At 61.3% G+C, this 23,511-nt stretch carries 19 protein-coding genes and 1 other RNA gene; all 20 read left to right on the top strand.

The genetic code is table 11. The features are described 5' to 3' along the window. Nucleotides 1–132 precede the first annotated feature (132 nt). The 20 genes from D8780_RS08230 (at nt 133) to recN (ending at nt 23,511) form a co-directional block, all read left to right on the top strand. On the top strand, nt 133–711 hold the full coding sequence (locus D8780_RS08230) for a lytic transglycosylase domain-containing protein (protein ID WP_121645157.1): 579 nt from the start codon (nt 133–135) through the stop codon (nt 709–711). Nucleotides 712–815: 104 nt separating this feature from the next. After that, nucleotides 816–1,226: RNase P RNA component class A (rnpB, locus tag D8780_RS08225), an RNA gene on the top strand. 428 nt (nt 1,227–1,654) lie between these two features. Further along, nucleotides 1,655–2,116: a division/cell wall cluster transcriptional repressor MraZ gene (mraZ, locus tag D8780_RS08220; RefSeq protein ID WP_121645156.1), complete on the top strand. Its 462-nt coding sequence runs from the start codon at nt 1,655–1,657 to the stop codon at nt 2,114–2,116. Next, nucleotides 2,113–3,138, top strand: coding sequence for a 16S rRNA (cytosine(1402)-N(4))-methyltransferase RsmH (gene rsmH, locus D8780_RS08215; RefSeq protein WP_121645155.1), 1,026 nt, complete (start codon nt 2,113–2,115; stop codon nt 3,136–3,138). Before mraZ ends, rsmH begins: the two co-directional genes overlap by 4 nt. After that, a complete protein-coding gene (ftsL, locus tag D8780_RS08210; protein ID WP_121645154.1) occupies nt 3,135–3,539 on the top strand; it encodes a cell division protein FtsL in 405 nt (134 codons plus the stop codon). The genes rsmH and ftsL overlap by 4 nt, the downstream gene beginning before the upstream one ends. Next, nucleotides 3,536–5,206, top strand: a complete 1,671-nt coding sequence (locus D8780_RS08205; RefSeq protein WP_245412301.1) for a peptidoglycan D,D-transpeptidase FtsI family protein — start codon at nt 3,536–3,538, stop codon at nt 5,204–5,206. Before ftsL ends, D8780_RS08205 begins: the two co-directional genes overlap by 4 nt. Nucleotides 5,207–5,261: 55 nt before the next feature. After that, nucleotides 5,262–6,734: a UDP-N-acetylmuramoyl-L-alanyl-D-glutamate--2,6-diaminopimelate ligase gene (locus tag D8780_RS08200; RefSeq protein ID WP_121645153.1), complete on the top strand. Its 1,473-nt coding sequence runs from the start codon at nt 5,262–5,264 to the stop codon at nt 6,732–6,734. Beyond that, nucleotides 6,731–8,146, top strand: a complete 1,416-nt coding sequence (locus D8780_RS08195) for a UDP-N-acetylmuramoylalanyl-D-glutamyl-2,6-diaminopimelate--D-alanyl-D-alanine ligase (protein ID WP_121645152.1) — start codon at nt 6,731–6,733, stop codon at nt 8,144–8,146. The genes D8780_RS08200 and D8780_RS08195 overlap by 4 nt, the downstream gene beginning before the upstream one ends. A gap of 55 nt (nt 8,147–8,201) precedes the next feature. Beyond that, nucleotides 8,202–9,284, top strand: a complete 1,083-nt coding sequence (gene mraY / locus D8780_RS08190) for a phospho-N-acetylmuramoyl-pentapeptide-transferase (RefSeq protein ID WP_121645151.1) — start codon at nt 8,202–8,204, stop codon at nt 9,282–9,284. A 4-nt stretch (nt 9,285–9,288) separates the two neighbouring features. Further along, complete coding sequence (gene murD, locus D8780_RS08185; RefSeq protein WP_121645150.1) at nt 9,289–10,686, top strand: UDP-N-acetylmuramoyl-L-alanine--D-glutamate ligase; 1,398 nt, start codon at nt 9,289–9,291, stop codon at nt 10,684–10,686. Continuing rightward, the gene (gene ftsW, locus D8780_RS08180) at nt 10,683–11,849 is read left to right on the top strand and encodes a putative lipid II flippase FtsW (protein ID WP_121645149.1); all 1,167 of its coding nucleotides are present in this window, start codon (nt 10,683–10,685) and stop codon (nt 11,847–11,849) included. Before murD ends, ftsW begins: the two co-directional genes overlap by 4 nt. Nucleotides 11,850–11,851: 2 nt before the next feature. Continuing rightward, nucleotides 11,852–12,946, top strand: coding sequence for an undecaprenyldiphospho-muramoylpentapeptide beta-N-acetylglucosaminyltransferase (gene murG, locus D8780_RS08175; RefSeq protein WP_121645148.1), 1,095 nt, complete (start codon nt 11,852–11,854; stop codon nt 12,944–12,946). Between the two features lie 48 nt (nt 12,947–12,994). Next, entirely contained in the window at nt 12,995–14,404 is a 1,410-nt protein-coding gene (gene murC / locus D8780_RS08170; RefSeq protein ID WP_121645147.1) for a UDP-N-acetylmuramate--L-alanine ligase, read from the top strand. A gap of 240 nt (nt 14,405–14,644) precedes the next feature. Then, complete coding sequence (locus D8780_RS08165) at nt 14,645–15,568, top strand: D-alanine--D-alanine ligase (RefSeq protein WP_121645146.1); 924 nt, start codon at nt 14,645–14,647, stop codon at nt 15,566–15,568. Beyond that, nucleotides 15,556–16,458, top strand: a complete 903-nt coding sequence (locus D8780_RS08160; RefSeq protein WP_121645145.1) for a cell division protein FtsQ/DivIB — start codon at nt 15,556–15,558, stop codon at nt 16,456–16,458. The genes D8780_RS08165 and D8780_RS08160 overlap by 13 nt, the downstream gene beginning before the upstream one ends. After that, nucleotides 16,455–17,756, top strand: coding sequence for a cell division protein FtsA (gene ftsA, locus D8780_RS08155; RefSeq protein ID WP_121645144.1), 1,302 nt, complete (start codon nt 16,455–16,457; stop codon nt 17,754–17,756). Before D8780_RS08160 ends, ftsA begins: the two co-directional genes overlap by 4 nt. Before the next feature lie 81 nt (nt 17,757–17,837). Further along, a complete protein-coding gene (gene ftsZ, locus D8780_RS08150; RefSeq protein WP_121645143.1) occupies nt 17,838–19,565 on the top strand; it encodes a cell division protein FtsZ in 1,728 nt (575 codons plus the stop codon). 256 nt (nt 19,566–19,821) lie between these two features. Next, nucleotides 19,822–20,766, top strand: a complete 945-nt coding sequence (lpxC, locus tag D8780_RS08145) for a UDP-3-O-acyl-N-acetylglucosamine deacetylase (protein WP_121645142.1) — start codon at nt 19,822–19,824, stop codon at nt 20,764–20,766. A gap of 196 nt (nt 20,767–20,962) precedes the next feature. Continuing rightward, nucleotides 20,963–21,802 (top strand): outer membrane protein assembly factor BamD, encoded by an 840-nt coding sequence (locus tag D8780_RS08140; RefSeq protein ID WP_121646459.1) that lies wholly within the window; start codon nt 20,963–20,965, stop codon nt 21,800–21,802. Between the two features lie 41 nt (nt 21,803–21,843). Continuing rightward, entirely contained in the window at nt 21,844–23,511 is a 1,668-nt protein-coding gene (recN, locus tag D8780_RS08135) for a DNA repair protein RecN (RefSeq protein WP_121645141.1), read from the top strand.

The raw sequence follows: 23,511 nt of genomic DNA, 5'->3' as shown, positions 1-23,511 counted from the left end.
GTCCCCTTGTCGAGGGCGGCGAGGGTTCGTCGCCGGATGTGGGGCAAGCAGCAGGCTCAGTAGGCCATGCCCGATCACTGAGCCGGTTCCGAGGGTCGGGCCGAACGCTGCACAAAACAGAAACGAGAGACTATGAGCAAAGCGACCGTTGCAACGGTGGCGTTCATCGCCGCCGCTCTGATGAGTGCGTCCGTCCATGCCGAGACCGCCGAGAAAAAACTGCCGGGCGTGACCCATTTCGCCAAGGCGTTCGAGGGAAAGTCCTCCTTGGCCAGCAAGACGCTGAGTGAGGCTCTGGAGAAGGGCGTCGATGGCCCTGCCGAGAAGGCGACGAGCGTGGACCACAAGTTCAGTTCCATCATCAACCGGGAAGCCAAGAAGCAGGGCGTTCCAGCCTCTCTGGTCAAAGCGGTGATCGAGGTGGAGAGCAGCTATCGTCCCGACGTTACTGGCGCGGCTGGCGAAATCGGTCTGATGCAGATCAAGCCGACCACCGCTCAGATGATGGGCTTCAAGGGGAAAACGAAGGATCTCTACGATCCGGCCACCAATATCCGTTTCGGTGTTGCGTATCTCGCCAAGGCTCACAAGCTCGGCGGCGGATCGACCTGTGGCACGATTCTCAAATACAATGCCGGCCACGGTGCCAAGAAGATGAACCCCATCTCCAAGCGCTATTGCGAAAAGATCAAACGGATTCTCGGCGCCTGAGCGCGCTATTGCTGAGGAGTTGTAAAAAAGGCCCGCTTCGCTCTTTGCGCAGCGGGCCTTTTGCTGCGTGGACATTCTGCGCCGGACCGCTTAAGTCGGCGCGGTCAGCTGGCCGGGTGGCCGCACCGTCCAATGCCGAAAGGCGGCCGGTGAGGAAAGTCCGGGCTCCACGGAAACACGGTGCCGGGTAACGCCCGGCGGGGGCAACCCCAGGGAAAGTGCCACAGAAAGCAAACCGCCGGGCGGCTTCGGTTTTGCCGAATGTCGTTCGGTAAGGGTGAAAGGGTGCGGCAAGAGCGCACCGCGCGACCGGTAACGGAAGCGGCAAGGTAAACCCCACCGGGAGCAAAACCGAATAGGGACGGCGCGGTGCGTGAGCGCCGGAGCGTTTCCGCTTCTGCCGTCCGGGTTGGTTGCTTGAGGCCGTCTGCAAAGGCGGTCCCAGAGGAATGGTCACCGCAATGCCATCTGCCGATGGCAGCGCACAGAACCCGGCTTACAGGCCAGCTGACACCCTCTCTTTCCAAGATCGTGGGATGGCGTCCCACACTTCCATCCGACGCCTCCCGTCCACTTCCCGGTTCGCAGCCTTGACGGCATTATTTTTCAACGGATGTCGACGCCACCGCCGGCCTCTAAGGATTCCTTAATCAGCTTGGTTCATAAAGTGTGAACGGATGCGATTTCCGCTTTCAGGAGAGGGCCGGAGCCAGCAATGTGAGGGACTGTTCCCATTGACGCCCATGAATGCCCATGATACCCCTTCCAGGGTATCAGCGTGGAGTATGAGGACTCGGGCAGGGGCACTTGGGTTTCTCGGTAACATTCTGATTTCGTTGGAAATCGCGTTTTGTAAAGTTCATGGAATGGCGTGCTGGCCTGCGGGCCCGCGTCGTTCGGAGAAGCACGATTTTCAGGTGAGGTGCGAGGGTGAGGCCGTTCGGTGGCAGAGAGATTTCTTTCCAATGCCATCAACCGTATCGACGCCAAGGGGCGGGTGTCGGTTCCGGCTCATTTTCGTTCTATTCTCGCTTCTACAAATACTCAGGAACTCTACGCGCTTCGTGCGCTGGACTGTGCCGCCATGGATGTCGGCGGCCCGGATCTCCTCGATCGCTACGAACAGCGAATCGAGATGGAGGATCCGTTTCTTGGCAGCGCGGACGATATGAGTTTCTTCATTCACGGCGATGGTACGTTTCTGAAGCTGGACAAGGAGGGGCGGATCGTCGTCACGGACTTTGTCAGAGCGCACACCGGTATCAGCGACGAGGTGGCATTTGTCGGGCGTGGGCGCTTCTTTCAGATGTGGGAGCCGGCTCAGGCCGAAGCGCATACGAGGGCGGTTCGGCAGCGGCTCCTGGACATGAGAAAGAATGCGCGTGGCCCGGAGGGCCGGGAATGATGGCGGGTCACGGAGATCGATCATCCTCCGTTGGCGGACCGGCTCGCCACATTCCGGTTCTTCTGTCCGAGGTGCTCGAAAAGCTCTCCCCCCGGGTCGGGGAAACGATTCTGGACGGAACGTTCGGCGCCGGTGGCTACAGTGCCGCGGTGTTGGAACGTGGCGCCAATCTGATCGCGCTCGACCGCGATCCGGATGTCGCTTCGACTGCGCAGGCCTTTGCCGAACGCTATGGTGAGCGCTTTCGCTTCGTCGCTGGCACGTTCGGTCATCTCGACGAATATGTTGCCGACCCACTCGACGGGATTGTCCTCGATATCGGGGTCTCTTCCATGCAGCTCGATCAGGCTGAGCGCGGATTTTCGTTTCAGCAGGACGGCCCGCTCGACATGAGGATGGCGCAGGAAGGGCAGTCCGCGGCGGATGTGGTGAACGGCGCGGACGCGAAGGAACTGACGCGGATTTTCGGCCTGCTTGGGGAAGAAAAACAGGCCGCCCGCCTTGCCCGCATGATCGAACGCCGGCGTGCCGAGCGGCCCTTTTTGCGGACGAGCGATCTGGCAAGTGCGATTGCTGATCTCATGCCGCGCCGACAAGGCGAGAGGATCCATCCTGCCACTCGCGCCTTCCAGGGGCTGCGCATCTTCGTCAATGACGAACTTGGCGAGCTGGTCTCGGCACTCGAAGCGGCCGAGCGGGCACTGAAGCCAGGTGGTCGGCTGGTGGTCGTCACCTTCCACTCGCTGGAGGACCGTATCGTCAAACGCTTCCTGCAAAACCGCTCGGAAACGAAGGCGGTTTCGCGGCATATGCCAGTGGCCGACGGGCCGGAATCAACTTTCGAGCGGATGGGTGGCGCTGTCTCTGCTTCGGAAGAGGAGGCGGGCGCCAACCCACGCGCTCGCTCGGCGCGCCTTCGGGCGGCTCGCCGGACGGGTGCGCCCTCACGACCGGTTGAAGATCGCAAGATGCTCGGTCTTCCCGACGTTCATGCTCCAAGACTGACAGGAGATCGCCGATGAAGATGTTTCGGCTGCGCGACATGTTGATGATCGCGATTATCGTTTCGGCTGTCGGCTATACCTATACTGCCAAGCACCGCACGGACACGACCCTTGAGGAGATCGCCAAGGTCGAGCGCGAGATCAAGAAGCGCAAGACGGCGATCGATATTCTGGAAACCGACTGGGCGCTCATGACGCAGCCCAATCGGCTTCAGTCGCATCTACGCACCTTCGAATCGCAATTGCCGCTCGAACCCGCGCGTCCCGATCAATATGGGCGGGTCGGGCAATTGCCGCTTCGTCCCCTCGAAGAGCCGAGTGAAGCGGGGCTGGACGAAGCTCTTGCGATTCTCGGCCGTGACAATCTCAGCCATGATGCCGTGACGACCGGCTCGATTCCGGAGGCAAGCGGACGGTGAGCGAAGCAGCTATTCACCTCGACGGGCTCGGCAAAAAGGGTGGTGGGCGTACACGTGGCCGCGTCGCCATGATGATGACGCTCTTTGTCGCCGTTTACGGCGTGATGGGCGGTCGCGTGGTGCAGCTGGCCGTGCAGGACAGCGTCGTCACCGGATCGATTCCGCGCGTCGCTCAAATGGCGCGACCCGAAATTCTCGACCGGAACGGTCAGGTGATGGCGACCGATATTCGCACGGCATCGCTTTTTGCCGAACCGCATCGGATTGGCGATCCAGACGAAGTGGTCGAGAAGCTCCGCACGGTTCTGCCGAGCCTCAATTACGAACAGACTCGCCGCCGGCTCACCAGTTCGGCGAAATATATCAGGCTTCGCCGTGACCTCACGCCTCGCCAGCAATCGGCCATTCACGAACTTGGCCTTGCGGGCATCAAATTCGAGCCGGAAAAAAAGCGGTTCTATCCCGGTGGTCCAACCGCAGCCCACGTACTGGGTCTGACCAGCGCAGATGGTCGGGGTATTGCGGGGCTCGAAAAATGGATCGACTCCAACGGGCTTCAATCCCTTAGGGAGGCGGGGCTTGCCGAAGCGGAAAGTCTGGAGCCCGTCCGTACATCGATCGATCTTCGGGTGCAGCATGTCCTGCGTGACGCGCTCGCGCATGCGATGAAGCGTTATAGCTGTATCGGCGCGGCAGGCGTCGTCCTGGACGCTTTAACCGGAGAGATCGTCGCCATGTCGTCGCTGCCGGATTACGATCTCAACGACCCGCATGATCAGCAGGCGCCCGATCGTCTCAATCGCATGACGTCCGGTGTTTATGAAATGGGATCGTCCTTCAAGGCGCTCACCATCGCAATGGCTCTCGATTCCGGCGATGTCCACATGGGCTCGATCGTGGATGCCAGTCAGAAGTTGCGGGTCGGACGCTTTGCCATCGGAGATTTCCACGGCAAATACCGGCCGCTCACGGTGCCGGAAGTTTTCATCTTCTCGTCCAATATCGGCACGGCGAAGCTCGCCGATCAGGCCGGCATCGACCAACATCGCGCCTTCCTGGAGAAGATGGGTGTGATGAAGAAGATGGATCTGGAATTGCCGGAAATCGGCACGCCGCAATATCCGGATGAGTGGAAACGGATCAACTCTCTGACTATCGCCTTCGGTCACGGTCTTTCGACGACCCCGCTCCAGACGGCATCGGCTGCCGCAGCCCTCATGAATGGGGGGCATCTGATCCCGCCGACGCTTGTTCCGCGCTCGCTGGACGAGGCGCGAAAGGTCGGCACGCAGGTCATCAAGCCCGAAACGAGCGCCAATATGCGCTACCTCTTCCGACTGAATGTCGAGAAAGGATCGGGCAAGCGCGCCGAAGTGCCGGGTTACGATGTCGGGGGCAAGACCGGTACGGCCGAGAAGGTTGTGAATGGCCGCTATTCCAAGACAAAGCGCTACAATGACTTTCTGGCGGCCTTCCCTATCCGCAATCCGCGTTACATCGTTTTCGTGACGTTGGACGAGCCGAAGGCGCCACCAGAGGGTGGCGGTGTTACGGCGGGCTCGAATGCCGCACCGACAGTTGGGGATATCATCTTGCGGTCAGCGCCCTTGTTGGGGGTGGAACCCGAATTCGGCCCTGAAAACGAGTCAGTTCTGGCTGCGGATTGAGAATCACGAAGGCCTTACCTACTCAAAACAGGTGAGGCCAGATGAAGGGGACCCGATGCGACTCGCTGATATTGCTGATCTGGTAGAACTTGGCGATGTGGACCCGGACAGCACCGTGGCAGCCATTGCAAGCGATTCGCGCAAAGTGGCCAAGGGCACATTGTTCTTTGCGATACCCGGCACGAAGACGGATGGCGCGTCCTATGCAGGCGATGCCGCAAAGGCCGGCGCGGTGGCCATCGTCGCCAGCAGGGATGCCGCGATCGGCGAGGTTGGCGTTCCCGTCCTGCACACCGACAAAGTTCGCAAGGCGCTGGCGATATGCGCGTCGCGGTTCTCCTGCGGGCAGCCTGAAACGATGGTGGCGGTTACCGGAACGGCGGGCAAGACATCGGTTGCGTCCTTCATGCGCCAGATATGGGCTCATGACGGCCTGCCGGCGGCTTCGATCGGCACCACCGGCGTAACGGCGCCAGGCCGGGATCAATATGGCTCGCTCACCACGCCCGATCCGATTTCGCTTCACGCTCTGCTTTCCGAACTTGCGGCGGAAGGCGTGACGCATGGCGCGATGGAGGCATCGAGCCATGGTCTGGAGATGTATCGACTGGACGGCGTTCGGTTGGCCGCGGCGGGTTTCACCAATCTCGGTCGCGACCATATGGATTTTCATGCGACAGCCGAGGATTATCACCGCGCCAAGATGCGGCTTTTCCGGGAATTGCTGCCGGAGGGGGCGCCCGCCGTCATTTTTTCTGACGACGCCTGGAGCGGCCCGACAATCGCCGCCGCCGAAGAAGGGGGCTGCGAGGTCCTTACCGTTGGCCGTAGTGGCAACTTTCTCAAGCTCGAACGCTGCGAGCAATTGCGCGACGGCCAGCGTGCGCACATTCTACATGCGGGCCTTCATCATGAGGTCGACCTTCCGCTCGCCGGCGAATTTCAGATGGCCAATGCGCTCGTTGCCGCGGGCATGGCCATCGCGACCGGTAGTGACGCCGCATCCGTCTTTTCTGCCTTGAGGGAATTGAAGGGCGCTAGCGGGCGGTTGGAGAAAGTCGGCGAAACTGACGCGGGCGCGGCTATCTATGTCGATTATGCCCACAAGCCCGAAGCCCTTGAAAACGTTCTGAAGGCCGTTCGCCCGTTCACCACGGGCAAGGTGGTGGTGGTTTTTGGCTGCGGCGGCGACCGCGATCCCGGCAAGCGGCCGATCATGGGAGAGATTGCCGGTCGTTTGGCCGATACGGTGATCGTGACGGACGATAATCCCCGCTCCGAAGATCCGGCCATTATCCGCCGGGCCATTATGGACGCGGTCCCGGAAGCTCAGGAGATCGGCGATCGTCGGCGGGCAATCGCGATCGGCATTGATATGCTCGATCGCGGTGACACCCTCGTGATCGCTGGCAAGGGACATGAGACCGGGCAGACCATCGGCGGCGAAACGGTCCATTTCTCCGATCATGAAGAAGCGCGTGCGGCTCTTGTCTCGCGTGAAAAACGAGCGAGCGGAGCTGCCCAATGAGCTGGCTCTGGACCACGGAGGACATGATCTCGGCCATGGACGGCCGACCCGTGGGCGTCATGCCCGAAGGTATCACCGGCATATCGATCGATAGCCGTACGATCAGCCAGGGCGAAGCCTTTTTCGCGATCAAGGGTGACCGCTTCGATGGTCACGATTTCTGCACGAAGGCGATTGCGAATGGCGCGTCGCTCCTCGTCGTCTCGGAGGCGAAATTGCCTGCGATGGGACGTTTGCGGACGCCGATGATCGTTGTCCGCGATGTGCTGGAATCGTTGAGCCGCCTGGGCGAGGCCGCCCGAGCACGCAGCCGCGCGCGTATCATTGCGGTCACGGGATCTGTCGGCAAGACGACCACCAAGGAGATTCTGCGAACCGCGCTGGAGACCTCGGGCGCGGTGCATGCCTCGGACAAGAGTTTCAACAATCACTGGGGCGTGCCGCTGACACTGGCGCGAATGCCGGAAAATACGCAGTTCGGCATTTTCGAGATCGGCATGAACCATCCCGGCGAAATCCGCCCGCTGGTGAAGATCGTTCGGCCGCACATCGCCATTATCACCATCGTAGCGCCAGCTCATATCGGGCATTTCTCCTCGATCGAAGAAATTGCGCGTGCGAAGGCCGAGATTTTCGAGCGCGTGGTTCGGGGTGGGACTGCGGTTCTGAACCGCGATGACGACCATTTCGAGTTTCTTGAGGAATTGGCCCGAAAGGCGGGCGTCGACCATGTGCTTGGATTTGGCGAACATCCGCGCTCGGCCTTTCAGCTTCGCGATTACAAAGCGACACGCGAGGGTGCCTTACTGTCGATCAGCCTTTCGGATGACCTGATGGAACTAAAGATGGGCGTACGCGGTCGACATATGGCCCATAACGCGCTCGCGGCTCTCGGTGCCGCCAAGCTCACTGGCGCCGATGTCGGCAAGGCGGCGATTGCACTTGCCAGCCTGCAGGCTGGCGCGGGCCGCGGCGAAACGCACACCATTACGCTGACCGGTGGCGGAGGCGCGACGCTGATCGATGAGAGTTACAACGCCAATCCCGCTTCGATGGCGGCCACGCTCGACGAGCTGGGCCAGATGACGCCGGGCGAGGGCGGTCGACGTATCGCCATTCTCGGCGAAATGCGCGAGCTTGGCGAAAGGAGCGCTGACTATCATGCCGCCCTGGTCGGGCCGATCGAGGCGGCAGGCGTGGATGTGGTACTGACAATCGGCGACGACATGCAGGCGCTGCAGGAGGCTTTGCCCGAAGGGGTCGAGGGCCGCCATTGCGATGATCTGGATGAGCTTGCCCGACAGACCCGCGAAACCTTGCGCGAGGGCGATATCGCCCTTGTGAAGGGTTCCAACGGGCTTGGGCTGTCACGGCTGGTTGCCGTTCTTCGGGGTACCGAAGCGAAACGATAGAATGACGGCGCGGCGCAAGCCGCCACGACAACGTTGAAAGAGGGGATGATTCCCAGTGCTATATCTACTGGTTGATCTGAAAGAGACCGTCTCTTTCTTCAACGTTTTTCGCTACATCACGTTCCGGACGGGAGCGGCCATGGTGACGGGGGCAATGATCGTCTTCCTATTCGGACCGTGGATCATCAACACGATGCGCGTGCGTCAGGGTAAGGGGCAGCCAATCCGTGCCGATGGACCGCAAACCCATTTCAAGAAGGCCGGCACGCCCACCATGGGCGGCGTAATGATCCTTGTCGGCATTCTGGGGTCCTCGATTCTCTGGGCGAACCCTTACTCCACCTATGTCTGGTGTGTCCTGCTCGTGACAATCGCGTTCGGGATCATCGGATTCTATGATGACTATCTGAAGGTCACCAAGCAGAGCCATCTGGGCTTTTCCGGGAAGGCGCGGCTGGCTGCCGAATTCATCATTGCCGGCATAGCCGCGTGGACGATCATTCAGGCCGGGCAGAAACCGTTCTCCTCCTCGCTAACCTTCCCCTTCTTCAAGGATCTGATGATCAATATGGGGTGGTTTTTCGCGGTCTTTGCTGCCGTCGTGGTGGTCGGCGCCGCCAATGCGGTGAACCTGACCGATGGCTTGGATGGTCTGGCAACCGTGCCCGTCATGATCGCGGCGGCCAGTTTCGCCCTGATCGCCTATCTTTCCGGTAACGCGATTTTCGCCAATTATCTGCAGATTCATTTCGTGCCCGGCACCGGTGAGCTGGCGGTCATTCTTGGCGCGGTGGTCGGGGCCGGACTGGGATTTCTCTGGTTCAACGCGCCACCCGCCGCGATCTTCATGGGCGATACGGGAAGCCTCGCGCTCGGTGGCCTCATCGGCACCGTCGCGGTCGCCACCAAACACGAACTGGTCCTCGCGATCATTGGCGGCGTTTTCGTCATGGAGGCGCTCTCCGTCATCATTCAGGTCGCCGTCTTCAAACGGACGGGAAAGCGCGTTTTTCTGATGGCGCCGATCCATCACCACTTCGAAAAGAAGGGATGGACCGAAAGCCAGGTGGTCATTCGTTTCTGGATCATCGCTCTCATTTTAGCGGCCGTTGGCCTTTCCACCCTGAAGGTGCGTTAGCCTCATGATACCGGTCCACTCCCTCTCCGGCAGAAATGTCGCGCTGTTCGGCCTTGGTGGGTCCGGCATTGCGACGGCCCGCGCTCTTGCCGCTGGCGGCGCGACGGTCACCGCGTTCGACGACAGCCCGGACAGTGTCGAAAGCGCGGCGCAGCAGGGGGTGACGACATGCGATCTGAGAACGCTCGACTGGAGTGGCATCGATGCGCTGGTGCTGGCGCCCGGTGTGCCGTTGACCCATCCGAAACCGCACTGGACTGCGATACTCGCTCGAGAGGCGGACGTTCCGGTGATCGGCGACGTTGAGCTGTTCGCTCGCGAGAGGCGAGCCTTCGGGCCGACGGCCCCCTTCATCGCGATCACAGGCACGAACGGCAAATCCACAACGACGGCGCTGATTGCGCATGTCCTGCGCCATGCCGGCAAGGATGTGCAGATGGGCGGCAATATCGGCCGCGCGGTTCTGACGCTCGATCCGCCCGCCGAGGGCCGGCATTACGTGGTGGAGTGTTCGTCCTACCAGATCGACCTTGCGCCGAGTCTCGATCCGACGGTCGGCATTTTGCTGAATGTGACACCGGACCATCTCGACCGGCACGGCACCATAGAGAACTATGCTGCGATCAAGGCGAAGCTCGTTCGTGGAAGCCGGCATGCCATCGTCGGCGTTGATGATCGCTACGGCCGGGCTCTTGTGGATGGCATGCGCCAGGACGGGCAGGTGCCGCTTCAGATCTCGACGACACAGCATCTCGGGACAGGCCTTTTCTCCGAAGGGCCGAACGTCATTCTGGCCGCCGGAACGGAACGCCGGGTAATCGCCTCCCTGGAAGGGATCGGCGCGCTGCGCGGCCTTCACAATGCACAGAATGCCATGGCCGCCATCGGCACATGCCTCAAGTTGGGTCTCGATGAAGACGCCATCGTCTCCGGGTTGAAGAGCTTTCCCGGGCTTGCCCATCGGATGGAGCAGGTCGCCCATATCGGCGAGACGCTTTTCGTCAATGATTCGAAGGCCACCAATGCCGAAGCGGCTGCTCCGGCTCTGTCGTCGTTTGATCGCGTGCGATGGATCGCGGGCGGCCTTCCAAAACAGGGCGGCATAGAGGCCTTGGCGCCGCTCTTCGATCGCGTCGAGAAAGCGTATCTGATCGGTGAGGCCGCGCCCTCTTTCGCGGCCACGATCGGCGACCGCGTGCCTTACGAAATCAGCGACACGCTGGACATCGCGGTTTCTCACGCGGCGCGCGATGCCGAAGACGCAGGCGGCGGAGTCGTGCTGCTGTCGCCGGCCTGCGCCAGTTTCGATCAGTTCCGGAATTTCGAAGTTCGCGGCGATGCGTTCCGCGATGCCGTCCTCGCGCTACCGCGCGCCGAGCCTATTGCAGGGGGTGCCTCATGAGCCTCAAGAGAACCGAGCGTGGTCTGATATCCGACTGGTGGTGGACGATCGACCGCTGGCTGCTGGTCACGTTTCTCGCACTCATGCTCTTCGGCATCACGCTCTCCTTCGCGGCGAGTCCTGCTGTTGCCGAACGTATCGGGCTCGACACCTATCATTTCATCATCCGGCAGATCGTCTTCATGATCCCGGCCGTCGCCGTGATGGTGGCCGTCTCGTTTCTGACGCCAAGGCAGGTTCGCCGCTTTGCAGCATTGTTGCTCGCGGCCACCCTTCTTATGATGGTGCTGGTTCTTTTCGTCGGCATGGAAGTGAAGGGCTCGCGCCGCTGGCTCCACATTCTCGGCTTCTCGATTCAGCCATCGGAATATATGAAGCCGGCCTTCGTCGTGATGGCCGCTTGGCTGTTCTCCGAGCACATGAAAAAGCCCGAGATTCCAGGCAATATTTTTGCCATCGTGCTCTTCCTGCTGGTCGCGGCTCTTTTGGTCGGACAGCCGGATCTCGGCCAGACCATGCTGGTTGCGGCGACGTTCGGTGTATTGTTCTTCCTATCAGGGCTTGGTTGGCTTCTGATCGGCGGGCTCGGCCTCATGAGTGTCGGCGCCGCGGCTGCCGCCTATCTCTCCTTTGATCACGTCCAGAGCCGCATCAACCGCTTCCTGACAGGCGAGGGCGATAACTATCAGGTGATGCAAGGTATGCAGGCGATCCAGCACGGCGGCTGGTTCGGTACGGGTCCTGGGGAAGGCATCGTCAAACGCTCCTTGCCGGATAGCCATACCGACTTCGTGTTTTCGGTAGCTGCGGAAGAGTTCGGCGCGATCTTCTGCCTTCTTCTTCTCAGCCTCTTTATGGTCGTCGTGGTTCGGGGGCTCTGGCTGGCGTTTCGAGAGCGCGACGAGTTCACCCGCCTGGCGACCTGCGGGCTCGTCACCATTTTCGGGCTTCAGTCGATCATCAATATCGGCGTCAATCTGCAATTGCTGCCGGCAAAGGGCATGACGCTTCCCTTCGTTTCCTACGGCGGCTCGTCTCTCATCGCGACTGCCATCGCCATGGGTATGGTGCTGGCTCTGACGCGCCACAGGCCGGAAAAACGGGCTGGTTTCGAGCTCAACCTGTCGCCCGCGCCGACCGGCGCCCTGATGCCGGCGGAATAGCGATGAGCGAGCATAAGGGCGCCATTTTGCTGAGTGCCGGCGGCACGGGCGGGCACCTCTTTCCTGCCGAAGCGCTGGCACATGAACTGATCGGCCGTGGCTGGACGGTCCACCTTGCCACTGATGAGCGCGCGGAGCGCTATTCCGAGCGCTTTCCGGGAGAAGTGCATCTGGTGCGCTCGGCAACAATCGGCGGCCGCAATCCCATTGCTCTGTGGAAGACGCTGACGACGCTGTTTGCCGGCTATCGGCAATCCGTCGCGGTCCTGAACAGATTGAAGCCGAAGGCCGTGATCGGTTTTGGCGGCTATCCAACGTTGCCGCCTGTTTTCGCTGCAACCCGGCGCGGTGTGCCGAGCATGGTTCACGAGCAGAACGCGGTCATGGGCCGCGCCAACAAGGCCCTTGCGGCTCGCGTTGACCGTATCGCCGGAGGGTTCCTGACGCCGCAAGCGAGTGGTTTTGCGGGAAAGACGGTGCAGACCGGAAACCCCGTTCGTCCCGCCGTGCTCGACGTTCTGGACCAGCCATACGCTCCGCCTGGCCCGGACGAACAGTTTCGGCTTCTTGTTTTCGGCGGCAGTCAGGGCGCGCAATATTTCGGCGAGGCCTTGCCGCTTGCCATCGAGCTTCTGCCGGCTGACTTGCGTCAGCGCATGTCGATCACGCAGCAGGCGCGCGCCGATGATGAGGATGAGATACGGCAGGTTTACGCAAGGCTTGGTGTCCCGGCCGAGGTCTCGCCGTTCTTCTCCGACATGGCAGCTCGCATTGCTGGCGCACATCTCGTCATAAGTCGGGCCGGTGCTTCGACCGTTTCCGAACTGGCGGCGATCGGCCGCCCGGCAATTCTCGTCCCGTATCCTCACGCACTCGATCACGATCAGAGTGCGAATGCCGCAGCGCTGCAGGCGGCCGGTGGATGTCAGGTGCGTGAGCAGCGCAGCCTTTCGCCCGAAATGTTGGCCGGCCTGATCGCGGAACTCGGCCAAAGCCCGTCGCGGCTTGCCGATATGGCCGCTGCCGCCAAGGCGACCGGTCGTCCAAACGCGGCTGTCTTGCTTGCCGATGAGGCAGAGGCTATTGCCTCGCGCTAAATTTCGCGTCGCGAAACCATCAACCAGTACAAGAGAGGGCCATCATCCATGGCTATGCCGCAGACGATCGGGACCGTGCACTTTATCGGCATTGGCGGAATCGGGATGAGTGGCATAGCCGAGGTGCTGCATAACCTTGGCTATTCCGTTCAGGGGTCGGACCAGTCCGATAATGCCAATGTCCAACGGCTGCGTGACAAGGGTATTACGGTTCATGTCGGTCAGCGCGCCGAAAATCTCGGCGAAGCCGAAGTGGTCGTTGTTTCGACGGCAATCAAGCGGGATAACCCTGAGCTTCAGGCGGCTCGCGAACGGACCCTGCCGATCGTCCGCCGGGCCGAAATGCTGGCCGAGTTGATGCGCTTTCGCCAGGCCATCGCTGTTGGGGGCACGCACGGCAAGACCACGACCACTTCGATGATCGCAACCTTGCTGGATGCCGGCGGACTTGATCCGACCGTCATCAATGGCGGCATCATCAATGCCTATGGCACCAATGCGCGCATGGGCGAAGGCGAATGGATGGTCGTCGAGGCGGATGAGAGCGACGGTACCTTCCTGAAGCTGCCCTCCGAGATCGCCGTGGTCACCAATATAGACCCCGAGCATCTGGATCACTACGGCGATTTCGACGCGGTGCGGGCCGCCTTCCGGCGGTTCGTCGAAAACGTGCCGTTCTACGGCTTTGGCGTCATGTGCATCGATCACCCGGAAGTGCAGGCGCTGGTTTCCCGTATCGAGGATCGGCGGATCATCACCTATGGCGAAAACCCTCAGGCCGATGTTCGTTTTCTGAATGCCCGCTTCGAGGCAGGGCATAGCTGCTTTGATGTGATGATTCGTCCGCGAAAGGGCACGGAAGGCGTTCTGATCGAAAATCTGAAGCTGCCAATGCCGGGCCGGCATAATATTTCCAATGCAACGGCTGCTATCGCGGTGGCAAATGCGCTGGAGATGAGCGCCGACGATATCCGCGAGGGCCTTCTGTCCTTCGGTGGCGTCAAACGGCGGTTCACCCATACCGGGACGTGGAACGGTGTCGAAATCTTCGATGATTACGGCCACCATCCCGTTGAGATCAGAGCCGTGCTCGCTGCCGCCCGGGATGCGGCGCCCGGCAAGGTCATCGCAATCGCGCAGCCTCATCGTTACAGCCGGCTTCACGATCTCTTCGATGATTTCGCAGGCTGCTTCAACGATGCCGACTGCGTCGCGGTTCTCCCCGTTTACGAAGCGGGCGAAGATCCGATCGAGGGTATCAATTCCGAGGCGCTCGTCTCGGCCATCCGCGCTGGCGGTCACCGTGACGCGCGCGATCTGGCGGGCAAGGAGGCCATCGCCCCCTTCGTGCGTGAGGTTTCGAAACCGGGTGATTTCGTCCTGATGCTTGGCGCTGGCTCAATCAGCCTCTGGGCCAACGACTTGCCGAAACAGCTGGAAGCTGGCGGCGACGCCTGATTGGCCGAGCGCCGCGCGAGACGCGGCAAACTCTCTGCTTTTTCCTTCTCAAGCCTCTTCGAAACCATGGTTTTCGGAGAGGTTCAGCCTTGCTTGGCCGGCGCCTGGACCCTCGCGTAAAAGTTTCCGAAACCCTGACAAAATCTTTCCAGAAGCTAAAATGCTAACCACTGATTAACCATCCACCTCCTAGGGTGGCGGCTGAATCGTAGCGTAATCTTGCCATTTGCAAGGGGCACCATGAGCCGCCATATCGCAGTATTAATGGGTGGTTTCTCGTCGGAAAGGCCGGTGAGCCTGAATTCCGGCGAAGCCTGCGCGGCTGCGCTCGAAGAGGCCGGCTATCAGGTGACGCGTGTCGACGTGGAACGCAATCTGGCAGCGCGGCTCGCCGAACTGAAGCCGGATGTCGCTTTCAACGCGCTGCACGGCCCCTTCGGCGAAGACGGTACCGTTCAGGGTGTGCTGGAGTTTATGGGCATTCCCTATACGCATTCCGGTGTGCTTGCCTCGGCTCTTGCCATGGACAAGGAGCGCAGCAAGGTGCTGGCCCGAAACGCCGGCATTCCGATCGCAGAGTCCAAGGTGATGAACCGTTTCGAAATCGGTTCGGCTCATCCGATGCCAACACCTTACGTGATCAAGCCCGTCACTGAGGGCTCGTCCTTTGGCGTTCTCATCGTTGATGGAAACCAGCCTCATCCGCCGCAGTCTGTTTCCTCTGACTCTTGGAAGTATGGCGACATGGTTATGGTGGAGCGATACATTCATGGTCGCGAGCTGACCTGCGCTGTCATGGGCGATGTTGCGATCGGCGTGACCGAGATCATTCCCAATAGCGACAAGTTCTACGACTACGATGAAAAATATACCGCTGGCGGTGCCCGTCACGTCTGCCCGGCAGACCTTCCCCCGCATGTGAAGTCCCAGATTCAGGACTATTCTCTGCGCGCTCACAAAATCATGGGCTGCCGTGGCATTTCACGCTCTGACTTTCGCTATGATGACCGTCACTCCGAAGATGGCGAGATCATCTGGCTAGAGATCAACACTCAGCCGGGCATGACCGAACAGTCGCTTGCGCCTGAGCTCGCAGCCTATGCCGGCCACTCTATGGCGGAACTGGTAAGCTGGCTGGTGGAGGACGCATCATGCGGGCGTTGATCGGCCAGTCTCGGTTTGGGCACGGTCTGGGCGTGTTGCCTCGTCCGCTACGGCGTCCGGCCCGCTTTTGCCGGCGCTTCTTTCAGGGCGACGTGGCCGTCCCCAATGCGGCGACGCCGATCGTGATCGGCGGATTCTTCTCCGCCTGGATCGTCTCCGGCGTCGTGATCGGCGGGCATGTTTCGACCATTGCCGCGGCTACCGCGAATGCAACAGGTTTTGGCGTGGCGGAACTGGCTGTGGCCGGTAACCGGTTCACGGATGAGACGGAAATCGCACACGCAGTCGGTCTTGATGACGGCAAGGCGCTTCTCGGTTTCAGTGTCGCGGAGGCCCGGAATGCCGTGGTGGCTCTTCCATGGGTGAAGTCGGCGGAAGTGCGCAAGACCTATCCCTCGCGGCTGACGATCGACGTGACCGAGCACAAGCCGGCGGCGCTCTGGCAGATGGGCTCGCTCGTGCAGGTGATCGACCGTTCCGGAGCTGTTCTTGCGCCTTATGAGGGTGTGGTGCTTTCCGGGCTGCCGCTCGTCGTGGGCGAGGGCGCTGCCGAGAATGCCCGTCAGATCAGCGATCTTGTCGCTGCCTATCCGACCATTGCCGACCGCGTCCGGGCCTTTATTCGCGTCGGTCACCGTCGCTGGGACCTGCAGCTCGATAACGGCGTAACCGTCAAACTGCCGGAGCGCCGTCCGGCCGAGGCACTAGCACGGCTGGAGGAAGGCAATCTCTTCGGCGAACTGGTCGCCCGGGATATCAGCTCGATCGATATGCGGATCGAAGGTCAACTCGTCGTTGCAACATCGGATGATGTGATGAAAGCGCGTGAAAAGGCGTTCCAAACCATCGAAAAGAAAATCCGCCACTCTCTTTCGGAGGGCCGGACATGACGATCATTCCATTCCCGCGCCGTCGTAGCGTCAGGGGCGGTGTCCTGACCGTTCTGGATATCGGATCGACGAAGCTGACCTGCATCATCGCCCGGCTGAAGCCACGCGAAGAGCACGGTGAAGTCCTGAAAGGTCGCACGCATCAGATGCGGGTGATCGGCATCGGTCACTGCCGCAGCCAGGGCGTCAAGAGCGGCGTGATCGTCGATCTGGACGCGGCCGAGGAATCGATCCGCAAGGTGGTCGAGTCGGCCGAGCGCATGGCCGGGCTTACCGTTGATTCCATCATCGTCAATCTGGCGGCAGGACGGTTGAAGTCCGAGAGCTTCATGGCGCAGGTCGATCTGGCCGGACATGAGGTCGAATCCGGCGATATCTCTCGTGTGCTGGCCGCTGGAGCGCGCTTGTCGGAAGAAGCGGAGCGGACCGTCATTCACTCCCTGCCGACCGGCTTCTCGCTGGACGAGGAAAGCGGCATTTCAGACCCTCGTGGCATGGTGGCCGACCGGCTTGGCGTCACGATGCACGTCCTGACGGGCGATGCCGGACCGCTTCGCAACCTGGAACTTGCGATCAACCGTTGTCACCTTTCGGTAGAGCGGATCGTTGCCACGCCTTATGCCTCCGGCCTTTCCACGCTGGTTGACGACGAGGTTTCCATGGGCGCGGCCTGCATCGATGTGGGCGGCGGAACGACGACACTTTCGGTCTTCCAGAACGGCCGGTTCATTCACGCCGACTCCGTTCCGATCGGGGGCCATCACGTCACGCTCGATCTGGCGCGTGGCATGTCGACCGCCATCGACGAAGCTGAACGCCTTAAAGTGATGCACGGCTCGGCGCTTCCGAGTGCCGCTGACGATCGCGAACTGATCACGGTTCCGGCCGTGGCCGGCGAGGAACACGCCACCGTGCCGCGGTCCGTGGTGACTAAGATCATCCGCGCGCGGACGGAAGAGACGCTGGAGCTTATCCGTGACCGACTCAATGCGTCGGGCCATGCCGGTATCGTCGGCAAGCGCCTCGTCCTGACCGGCGGTGGCGCGCAGCTGAACGGATTGCCGGAAGTGGCGCGCCGCATTCTCGGCCGTAACGTTCGCGTCGGACGGCCGCTCGGTGTTTCCGGCCTTCCGGAAATGGCCAAAGGGCCTGCTTTTTCTACCGTGGTGGGCCTGCTGATCTATCCGCAGGTCGCCCATTTCGAGACACGCCAGCGGGGTGGCGTTCGTACAGGGTTCGCAATGCAGTCCGGCAGCCGCTTCGCGCGGGTCGGCGCCTGGTTGCGGGAGAGTTTTTAAGAACCGGCGAAGGCTGCCCCCGTGGCCATCGCCAGAATTAGTCGCAGGAGCCTCCCTAGAGGGTTAAAGGACGGGAAGACCATGAGTATCAATCTGCATAAGCCTGACATCACCGAACTGAAGCCTCGCATCACCGTTTTCGGCGTGGGTGGCGGCGGTGGCAACGCTGTCAACAACATGATCTCCGCCGGCCTGGAAGGTGTCGACTTCGTCGTCGCCAACACCGACGCCCAGGCGCTGGCGATGAGCAAGTCCGACCGGATCATCCAGCTTGGCGCGAACGTGACCGAAGGCCTCGGCGCCGGCAGCCAGCCGGAAGTCGGCCGCGCCGCTGCAGAGGAATGCATCGACGAGATCGTCGATCATCTTTCGTCGACACATATGTGCTTCGTGACGGCCGGCATGGGTGGCGGCACGGGAACAGGCGCGGCTCCCGTCGTGGCGCGCGCTGCCCGTGAAAAGGGAATTCTTACCGTCGGTGTCGTGACCAAGCCGTTCGATTTCGAGGGCAAGCGCCGCATGCGGATCGCCGACCAGGGCATCGAGGACCTGCACAAGGCCGTCGACACGCTGATCGTCATTCCGAACCAGAACCTCTTCCGTATCGCCAACGACAAGACGACCTTTGCCGATGCGTTCGGCATGGCGGACCAGGTTCTTTTCTCCGGTGTCGCCTGCATCACCGATCTGATGGTCAAGGAAGGCCTTATCAATCTCGACTTCGCCGACGTCCGCTCCGTGATGCGCGAGATGGGCAAGGCGATGATGGGCACCGGCGAAGCATCGGGCGAGGGCCGTGCAATGGCTGCCGCCGAAGCTGCTATCGCGAACCCGCTTCTGGACGAAAGCTCCATGAAGGGCGCGGAAGGGCTGCTGATCTCGATCACCGGCGGTCGCGACCTCACCCTCTACGAGGTGGACGAGGCGGCAACCCGCATCCGCGAGGAAGTCGATCCCGATGCCAACATCATTCTCGGCGCGACGTTCGATGAGAGCCTGGAAGGCATTATCCGGGTCAGCGTCGTCGCCACCGGTATCGATCGCAACGCCACGAGCATGGAGCAGCCTGTTCTGGAATCGCGCCCGGTGTCAGTCCGTCCCGCTGCTCCGGCGCAGCCGGCTCCCCGTCCGGCGCCAGCAGAGCGTCCGTCAGAAATGACGGCAGCCCCGCAGCAGCCGCGTCCGGCCGTGACCGAGCCAGCGGCTCGTCCGACGAGCCAGATCTTCGGCGCCATGCCGCAATCCGCGCCGGCTCCTGCTGCACCGAAACCGGCAGCCCCGGCTGTTCAGCAGCGTCGTGAGAGCGAAATGCCGGCTCAGCCTGCCGCTGCTCCGGCACCGCGTCAGGAAAGCCTGGCTTTCAACGAGGCCGTTGCACGTGAGAGCGTTGCGGCTCCCGCGCCCAAGCCCGTCGAGCGGAGCGAACCGGCCAGCGAAATGCCGCGTATGCCGAGCGTCGAGGATTTCCCGCCGCAGCTTCGCGCAGAGATCGCTCATCGTCACGACGTCCGTGCCGATGAAGCCGAGCGGGGTCCGCTCGGCCTGATCAAGAAGCTGACGACCGGCCTTAGCCGCCGCGAGGAAGAAGCCCGTCATGCAGACGCTGCGGCTCACGCCGAAGCACCGCGTGCGCCGGCGCTTCGCCAGAATGCTCCGGCTGCCGCCGATCGTCGCCCGACCGGTCAGGACTCGTCGGTCTATGCACCACGCCGTGGCCAGACGGACCATGTCGGACGCCTCAACCCGGCCGTCCGCAGCGAAGAGGAAGCGCTCGAAATTCCGGCATTCCTTCGTCGTCAGGCCAACTGATCGCCACAAAGTCATCACGTTTCAGGGCCGGTTCCGAAAGGAGCCGGCCCTTTGCTTTGCAAGGGATTGAGGCAAATACGGCAACGCCTTTGACGTGAACGTTACGAATTGTCGCACTCAGGTAAACAAGCGTGATTTCCCTCTTTCCGATCCGCCGGTTACCAACGTCCAATACCCGAATGCCTATGGGGATGGGGCGGGTTTTCAGAACCATTAAGAAGCATGAGTCATGCTTTACGACTTGGGGACCAAGTGAGTGTCAGACTGTCAGACGACTTTGCGTGAAAGCATTCAATTCGAGAGCGCGGGTGTGCATTCCGGCCGTCTCGTACGTATCGAATGTCATCCCGCTGACGCTGACACCGGCATCGTTTTCCATCGTACCCTGGATGATGGGCGTGTTGTCAGCCTGCCGGCCAAGTCCCAGTCCGTGATCGCAACCTCTTTCGCGACCGTGCTTGGCGCGCCTTGCGGAACTTCCATTGCCACGATCGAGCATCTGATGGCGGCCGCGATGGGCTGTGGCATCGACAATATGATCGTGGAAATCGATGAGGGCGAAGTTCCGATCATGGATGGCTCCGCCCGAGCCTTCGTGGACGGCTTTATGGAAGCGGGTATCCGCAGGCTTTCAGCTGCGCGGCGTTATCTTCGCGTTTTGAAGACTGTTCGCGTGCAGAGCGGACAGGCCTTTGCGGAATTCCTGCCGTCGGATGGTATGCGTTTCGATGTATCGATCGACTTCGCCAATCCTGTCATCGGTGCGCAGCATGCGACACTGGATATGGCAGCCGGCGATTTCCGCGACGAGATTGCCTTTGCTCGTACCTTCGGTTTCATGAAGGACGTTGAAGGCCTCTGGGCCGCTGGCTATGCCCTTGGCGCATCCCTCGAGAACACCGTTGTCGTCGGAGACGATGAACGTGTCGTCAATCCCGGTGGTCTTCGTGGAGCGGACGAGTTCGTTCGTCACAAGCTGCTGGATGCGGTCGGCGATCTGGCCTTGGCCGGCATGCCGTTCATCGGCACTTTCCACTCGTATCGCAGTGGCCATCGCATCAACGCGATGGCGCTGAAGGCCCTGCTCGATGACAAGAGCGCCTGGCGTGTCGAGAGCGCCAAAACGCGGACCGGGGCGCGAGCCGGTGCTATGGCCATGCCGGTTGCAGCCGCTCCGAATTTGTCTCCGCAGACCGACTGATTGACTGAGGCTCGCGCATCACACGGTCGGCATCAGTCGCGGGCATGCGACTCAAATGACCGTTTCGCCCCAGCGCTGCCACATTGACGGAACACCAGAGATGCGTGATTGCCGCCGGGCTTCGCTTCCTTTATGGCGTAGTCCGGAATTTGGGGTTGAGGGAATAGAAATGGTCGAGCAGATCGAGCGCTTTCCAATGGGACGCATCAAAATGATCGCGGGTCTTGTCGCATTGGCGGCATTACCGGCCCTCGGGGCATGTTCGTCGACGGACGACGCGGATCTGGCTCTGTACGTCGAAAACATCGAGCCCGCCGATACACTTTACAATCAGGGCCTTGCCAATCTTGAAGCTGGCCGGATGACTGAAGCCGGCCGCAAGTTCAAGGCCGTCGAGAATCAGCATCCCTACACCGACTTCGGGCGCAAGGCGCTCGTCATGCAGGCCTTCACGCAATATCGCCAAGGCCAGTACGATGACGCCATTCTGACCGCGAAGCGTTACACTACGCTCTATCCGGCGACCGATGACGCCGCCTATGCGACCTATATTGCCGGCCTGTCCTACTGGCGGCAGATCAAGGACGTCACGCGCGATCAGGACGCGGCGCAGAAGATGATCAGCACCATGAATCAGGTGGTGACGCGCTGGCCCGACAGTGAATATGTTCCGGATGCGCAGGCGAAAATCCGTTTCGGTCGCGATCAGCTCGCCGGCAAGGAAATGCAGGTCGGCCGCTATTATCTGGAGCGCCGCGAATATCTCGCAGCAATCCGCCGGTTTCGTTACGTGGTTGAAAATTATTCCAACACCCGCCACGTGGAAGAAGCGCTTGCTCGTCTGACCGAGTCCTATCTGGCTATGGGGCTCGTCGATGAAGCCCAGAACTCTGCCGCCATTCTCGGCTATAACTTCCCGGACAGTCAGTGGTATAAGGACAGTTATGCTCTGCTGAACAAGGGTGGCTATGAGCCGCAGAAGAGCTCCGGTGGGTGGTTGAGCCGCGTCGTCTTCGGCGAGACGTCGGGAAGCTGAGGCCGCGCCGGCAACCGACGAAACGGACCTATCGGCAAGCGATGCTGGCTTCTCTCTCGATTCGTGACATTGTGTTGATCGAGAGGCTCGATCTCGATTTGTCGGACGGTTTGTCCGTTCTGACGGGCGAGACCGGAGCCGGAAAGTCCATTCTTCTCGACGCCCTTTCTCTTGCGCTTGGTGCGCGTGGCGATGCCGGCCTGGTCCGCGCCGGACAATCTCAGGGACAGGTGACGGCTGTTTTCGACATTCCTGCCGGCCATCCGGCGAGGCAGGTCCTGCGCGATAACGAACTGGAGGATGATGGCGACATCATTCTCCGCCGTGTCCAGACTGCCGACGGGCGGACACGCGTTTTCGTCAATGATCGGCCGTCATCCGTCGCTCTCATGCGTCGGCTTGGGGCGGAACTCGTCGAAATTCACGGACAGCACGACGATCGAGCGCTGGTCGATCAGGCGGCGCATCTCTTGCTCCTCGACGCTTTCGGCGGTCTCGTCGGGGAGGTGCAGAGCCTTGGCCGTATCCATGCGGCCTGGCGGAAAGCCGAGCATGAGCTTTCGGCGCACCGGGCAAAGATCGAGGAGGCCGCGCGTGAGGCCGACTATCTGCGGGCTTCGTCGGAAGAATTGTCGGAACTCGACCCTCAGCCCGGCGAGGAAGAGGATCTCGCGATCCGCCGTACCAATATGCAGAAGGCCGAGAAGATTGCGGTCGAAATTGCAGACACGCAGGAGGTTTTGTCGGACCCGAATGCCCCGATGAGCCAACTTGCCGGTCTAATGCGGCGACTTGAGCGCAAGAGCCAGGACGAGCCCGAGCTGCTTTCCGGAATCGTCTCGGCGCTGGATGAGGCGATGATTGCGCTGGATGCTGTCCAGGCCGGGGTGGATGAGGCGCAGCGCGCCGCCGAGTTCGACCCCCACGATCTTGAGGCAACCGAGGAAAGGTTGTTCGCCCTTCGCGCAGCCAGCCGGAAGTTCGGGGTGTCGGTTGACGACCTGCCGGAACTTCGCGACCGAATGGTGAGCGATCTCGCCGATATCGACGCTGGTGAAGAGCGCTTGGCGGCAATGGAAAAAGCCGTGGCAGAGGCAGAGGCGGAATATGACGCTACGGCGTCTGTGCTGTCTGAAAAGCGCAAGGCGGCGGCGGATGCCCTGTCCAACGCCGTGATGGCTGAGTTGCCTGCTCTCAAGCTCGACCGCGCCCGGTTTTTCGTCCATTTCGAAAGCGATGGCTCCAACCGGGCGGCGGACGGTATCGATAGTGCCGAATTCTGGGTCCAGACCAATCCTGGCACCAATGGCGGACCGATGATGAAGGTCGCCTCGGGTGGTGAGTTGTCGCGCTTCCTCCTCGCTCTCAAGGTCGCATTGGCGGATCGCGGATCGGCGCCGACGCTGGTGTTCGACGAGATCGATACCGGAGTGGGGGGCGCGGTGGCCGACGCCATCGGAGCGCGCTTGGCCCGTTTGGCTGAAAACGTTCAGGTCCTGTCCGTTACGCATGCGCCGCAGGTTGCGGCGCAGGCCAAGCACCATTTCCTCATCGCAAAGAGCGGAGAGGACCGCATGGCGACATCCGTTTCGCTGATGGAGCGCCGGGAGCGCAGCGAGGAGATCGCTCGAATGCTGTCCGGTGCGTCGGTGACGGATGAAGCGCGCGCCGCAGCTGAAAAATTGCTTCACGCGACACAGGCCGGCTGA

This window comes from Notoacmeibacter ruber (assembly GCF_003668555.1).
Taxonomy (GTDB): domain Bacteria; phylum Pseudomonadota; class Alphaproteobacteria; order Rhizobiales; family Rhizobiaceae; genus Notoacmeibacter; species Notoacmeibacter ruber.
This window is presented reverse-complemented; position numbering and strand designations above follow the sequence as displayed.

Bases quoted from the DNA above. Each gene is read 5' to 3' on its own strand.
- D8780_RS08230 (WP_121645157.1), top strand. From the start codon at position 133: ATGAGCAAAGCGACCGTTGCAACGGTGGCGTTCATCGCCGCCGCTCTG.
- rsmH (WP_121645155.1), top strand. From the start codon at position 2,113: ATGATGGCGGGTCACGGAGATCGATCATCCTCCGTTGGCGGACCGGCT.
- ftsL (WP_121645154.1), top strand. From the start codon at position 3,135: ATGAAGATGTTTCGGCTGCGCGACATGTTGATGATCGCGATTATCGTT.
- D8780_RS08200 (WP_121645153.1), top strand. From the start codon at position 5,262: ATGCGACTCGCTGATATTGCTGATCTGGTAGAACTTGGCGATGTGGAC.
- D8780_RS08195 (WP_121645152.1), top strand. From the start codon at position 6,731: ATGAGCTGGCTCTGGACCACGGAGGACATGATCTCGGCCATGGACGGC.
- murD (WP_121645150.1), top strand. From the start codon at position 9,289: ATGATACCGGTCCACTCCCTCTCCGGCAGAAATGTCGCGCTGTTCGGC.
- ftsW (WP_121645149.1), top strand. From the start codon at position 10,683: ATGAGCCTCAAGAGAACCGAGCGTGGTCTGATATCCGACTGGTGGTGG.
- murG (WP_121645148.1), top strand. From the start codon at position 11,852: ATGAGCGAGCATAAGGGCGCCATTTTGCTGAGTGCCGGCGGCACGGGC.
- murC (WP_121645147.1), top strand. From the start codon at position 12,995: ATGGCTATGCCGCAGACGATCGGGACCGTGCACTTTATCGGCATTGGC.
- D8780_RS08165 (WP_121645146.1), top strand. From the start codon at position 14,645: ATGAGCCGCCATATCGCAGTATTAATGGGTGGTTTCTCGTCGGAAAGG.
- D8780_RS08160 (WP_121645145.1), top strand. From the start codon at position 15,556: ATGCGGGCGTTGATCGGCCAGTCTCGGTTTGGGCACGGTCTGGGCGTG.
- ftsA (WP_121645144.1), top strand. From the start codon at position 16,455: ATGACGATCATTCCATTCCCGCGCCGTCGTAGCGTCAGGGGCGGTGTC.
- ftsZ (WP_121645143.1), top strand. From the start codon at position 17,838: ATGAGTATCAATCTGCATAAGCCTGACATCACCGAACTGAAGCCTCGC.
- D8780_RS08140 (WP_121646459.1), top strand. From the start codon at position 20,963: ATGGGACGCATCAAAATGATCGCGGGTCTTGTCGCATTGGCGGCATTA.
- recN (WP_121645141.1), top strand. From the start codon at position 21,844: ATGCTGGCTTCTCTCTCGATTCGTGACATTGTGTTGATCGAGAGGCTC.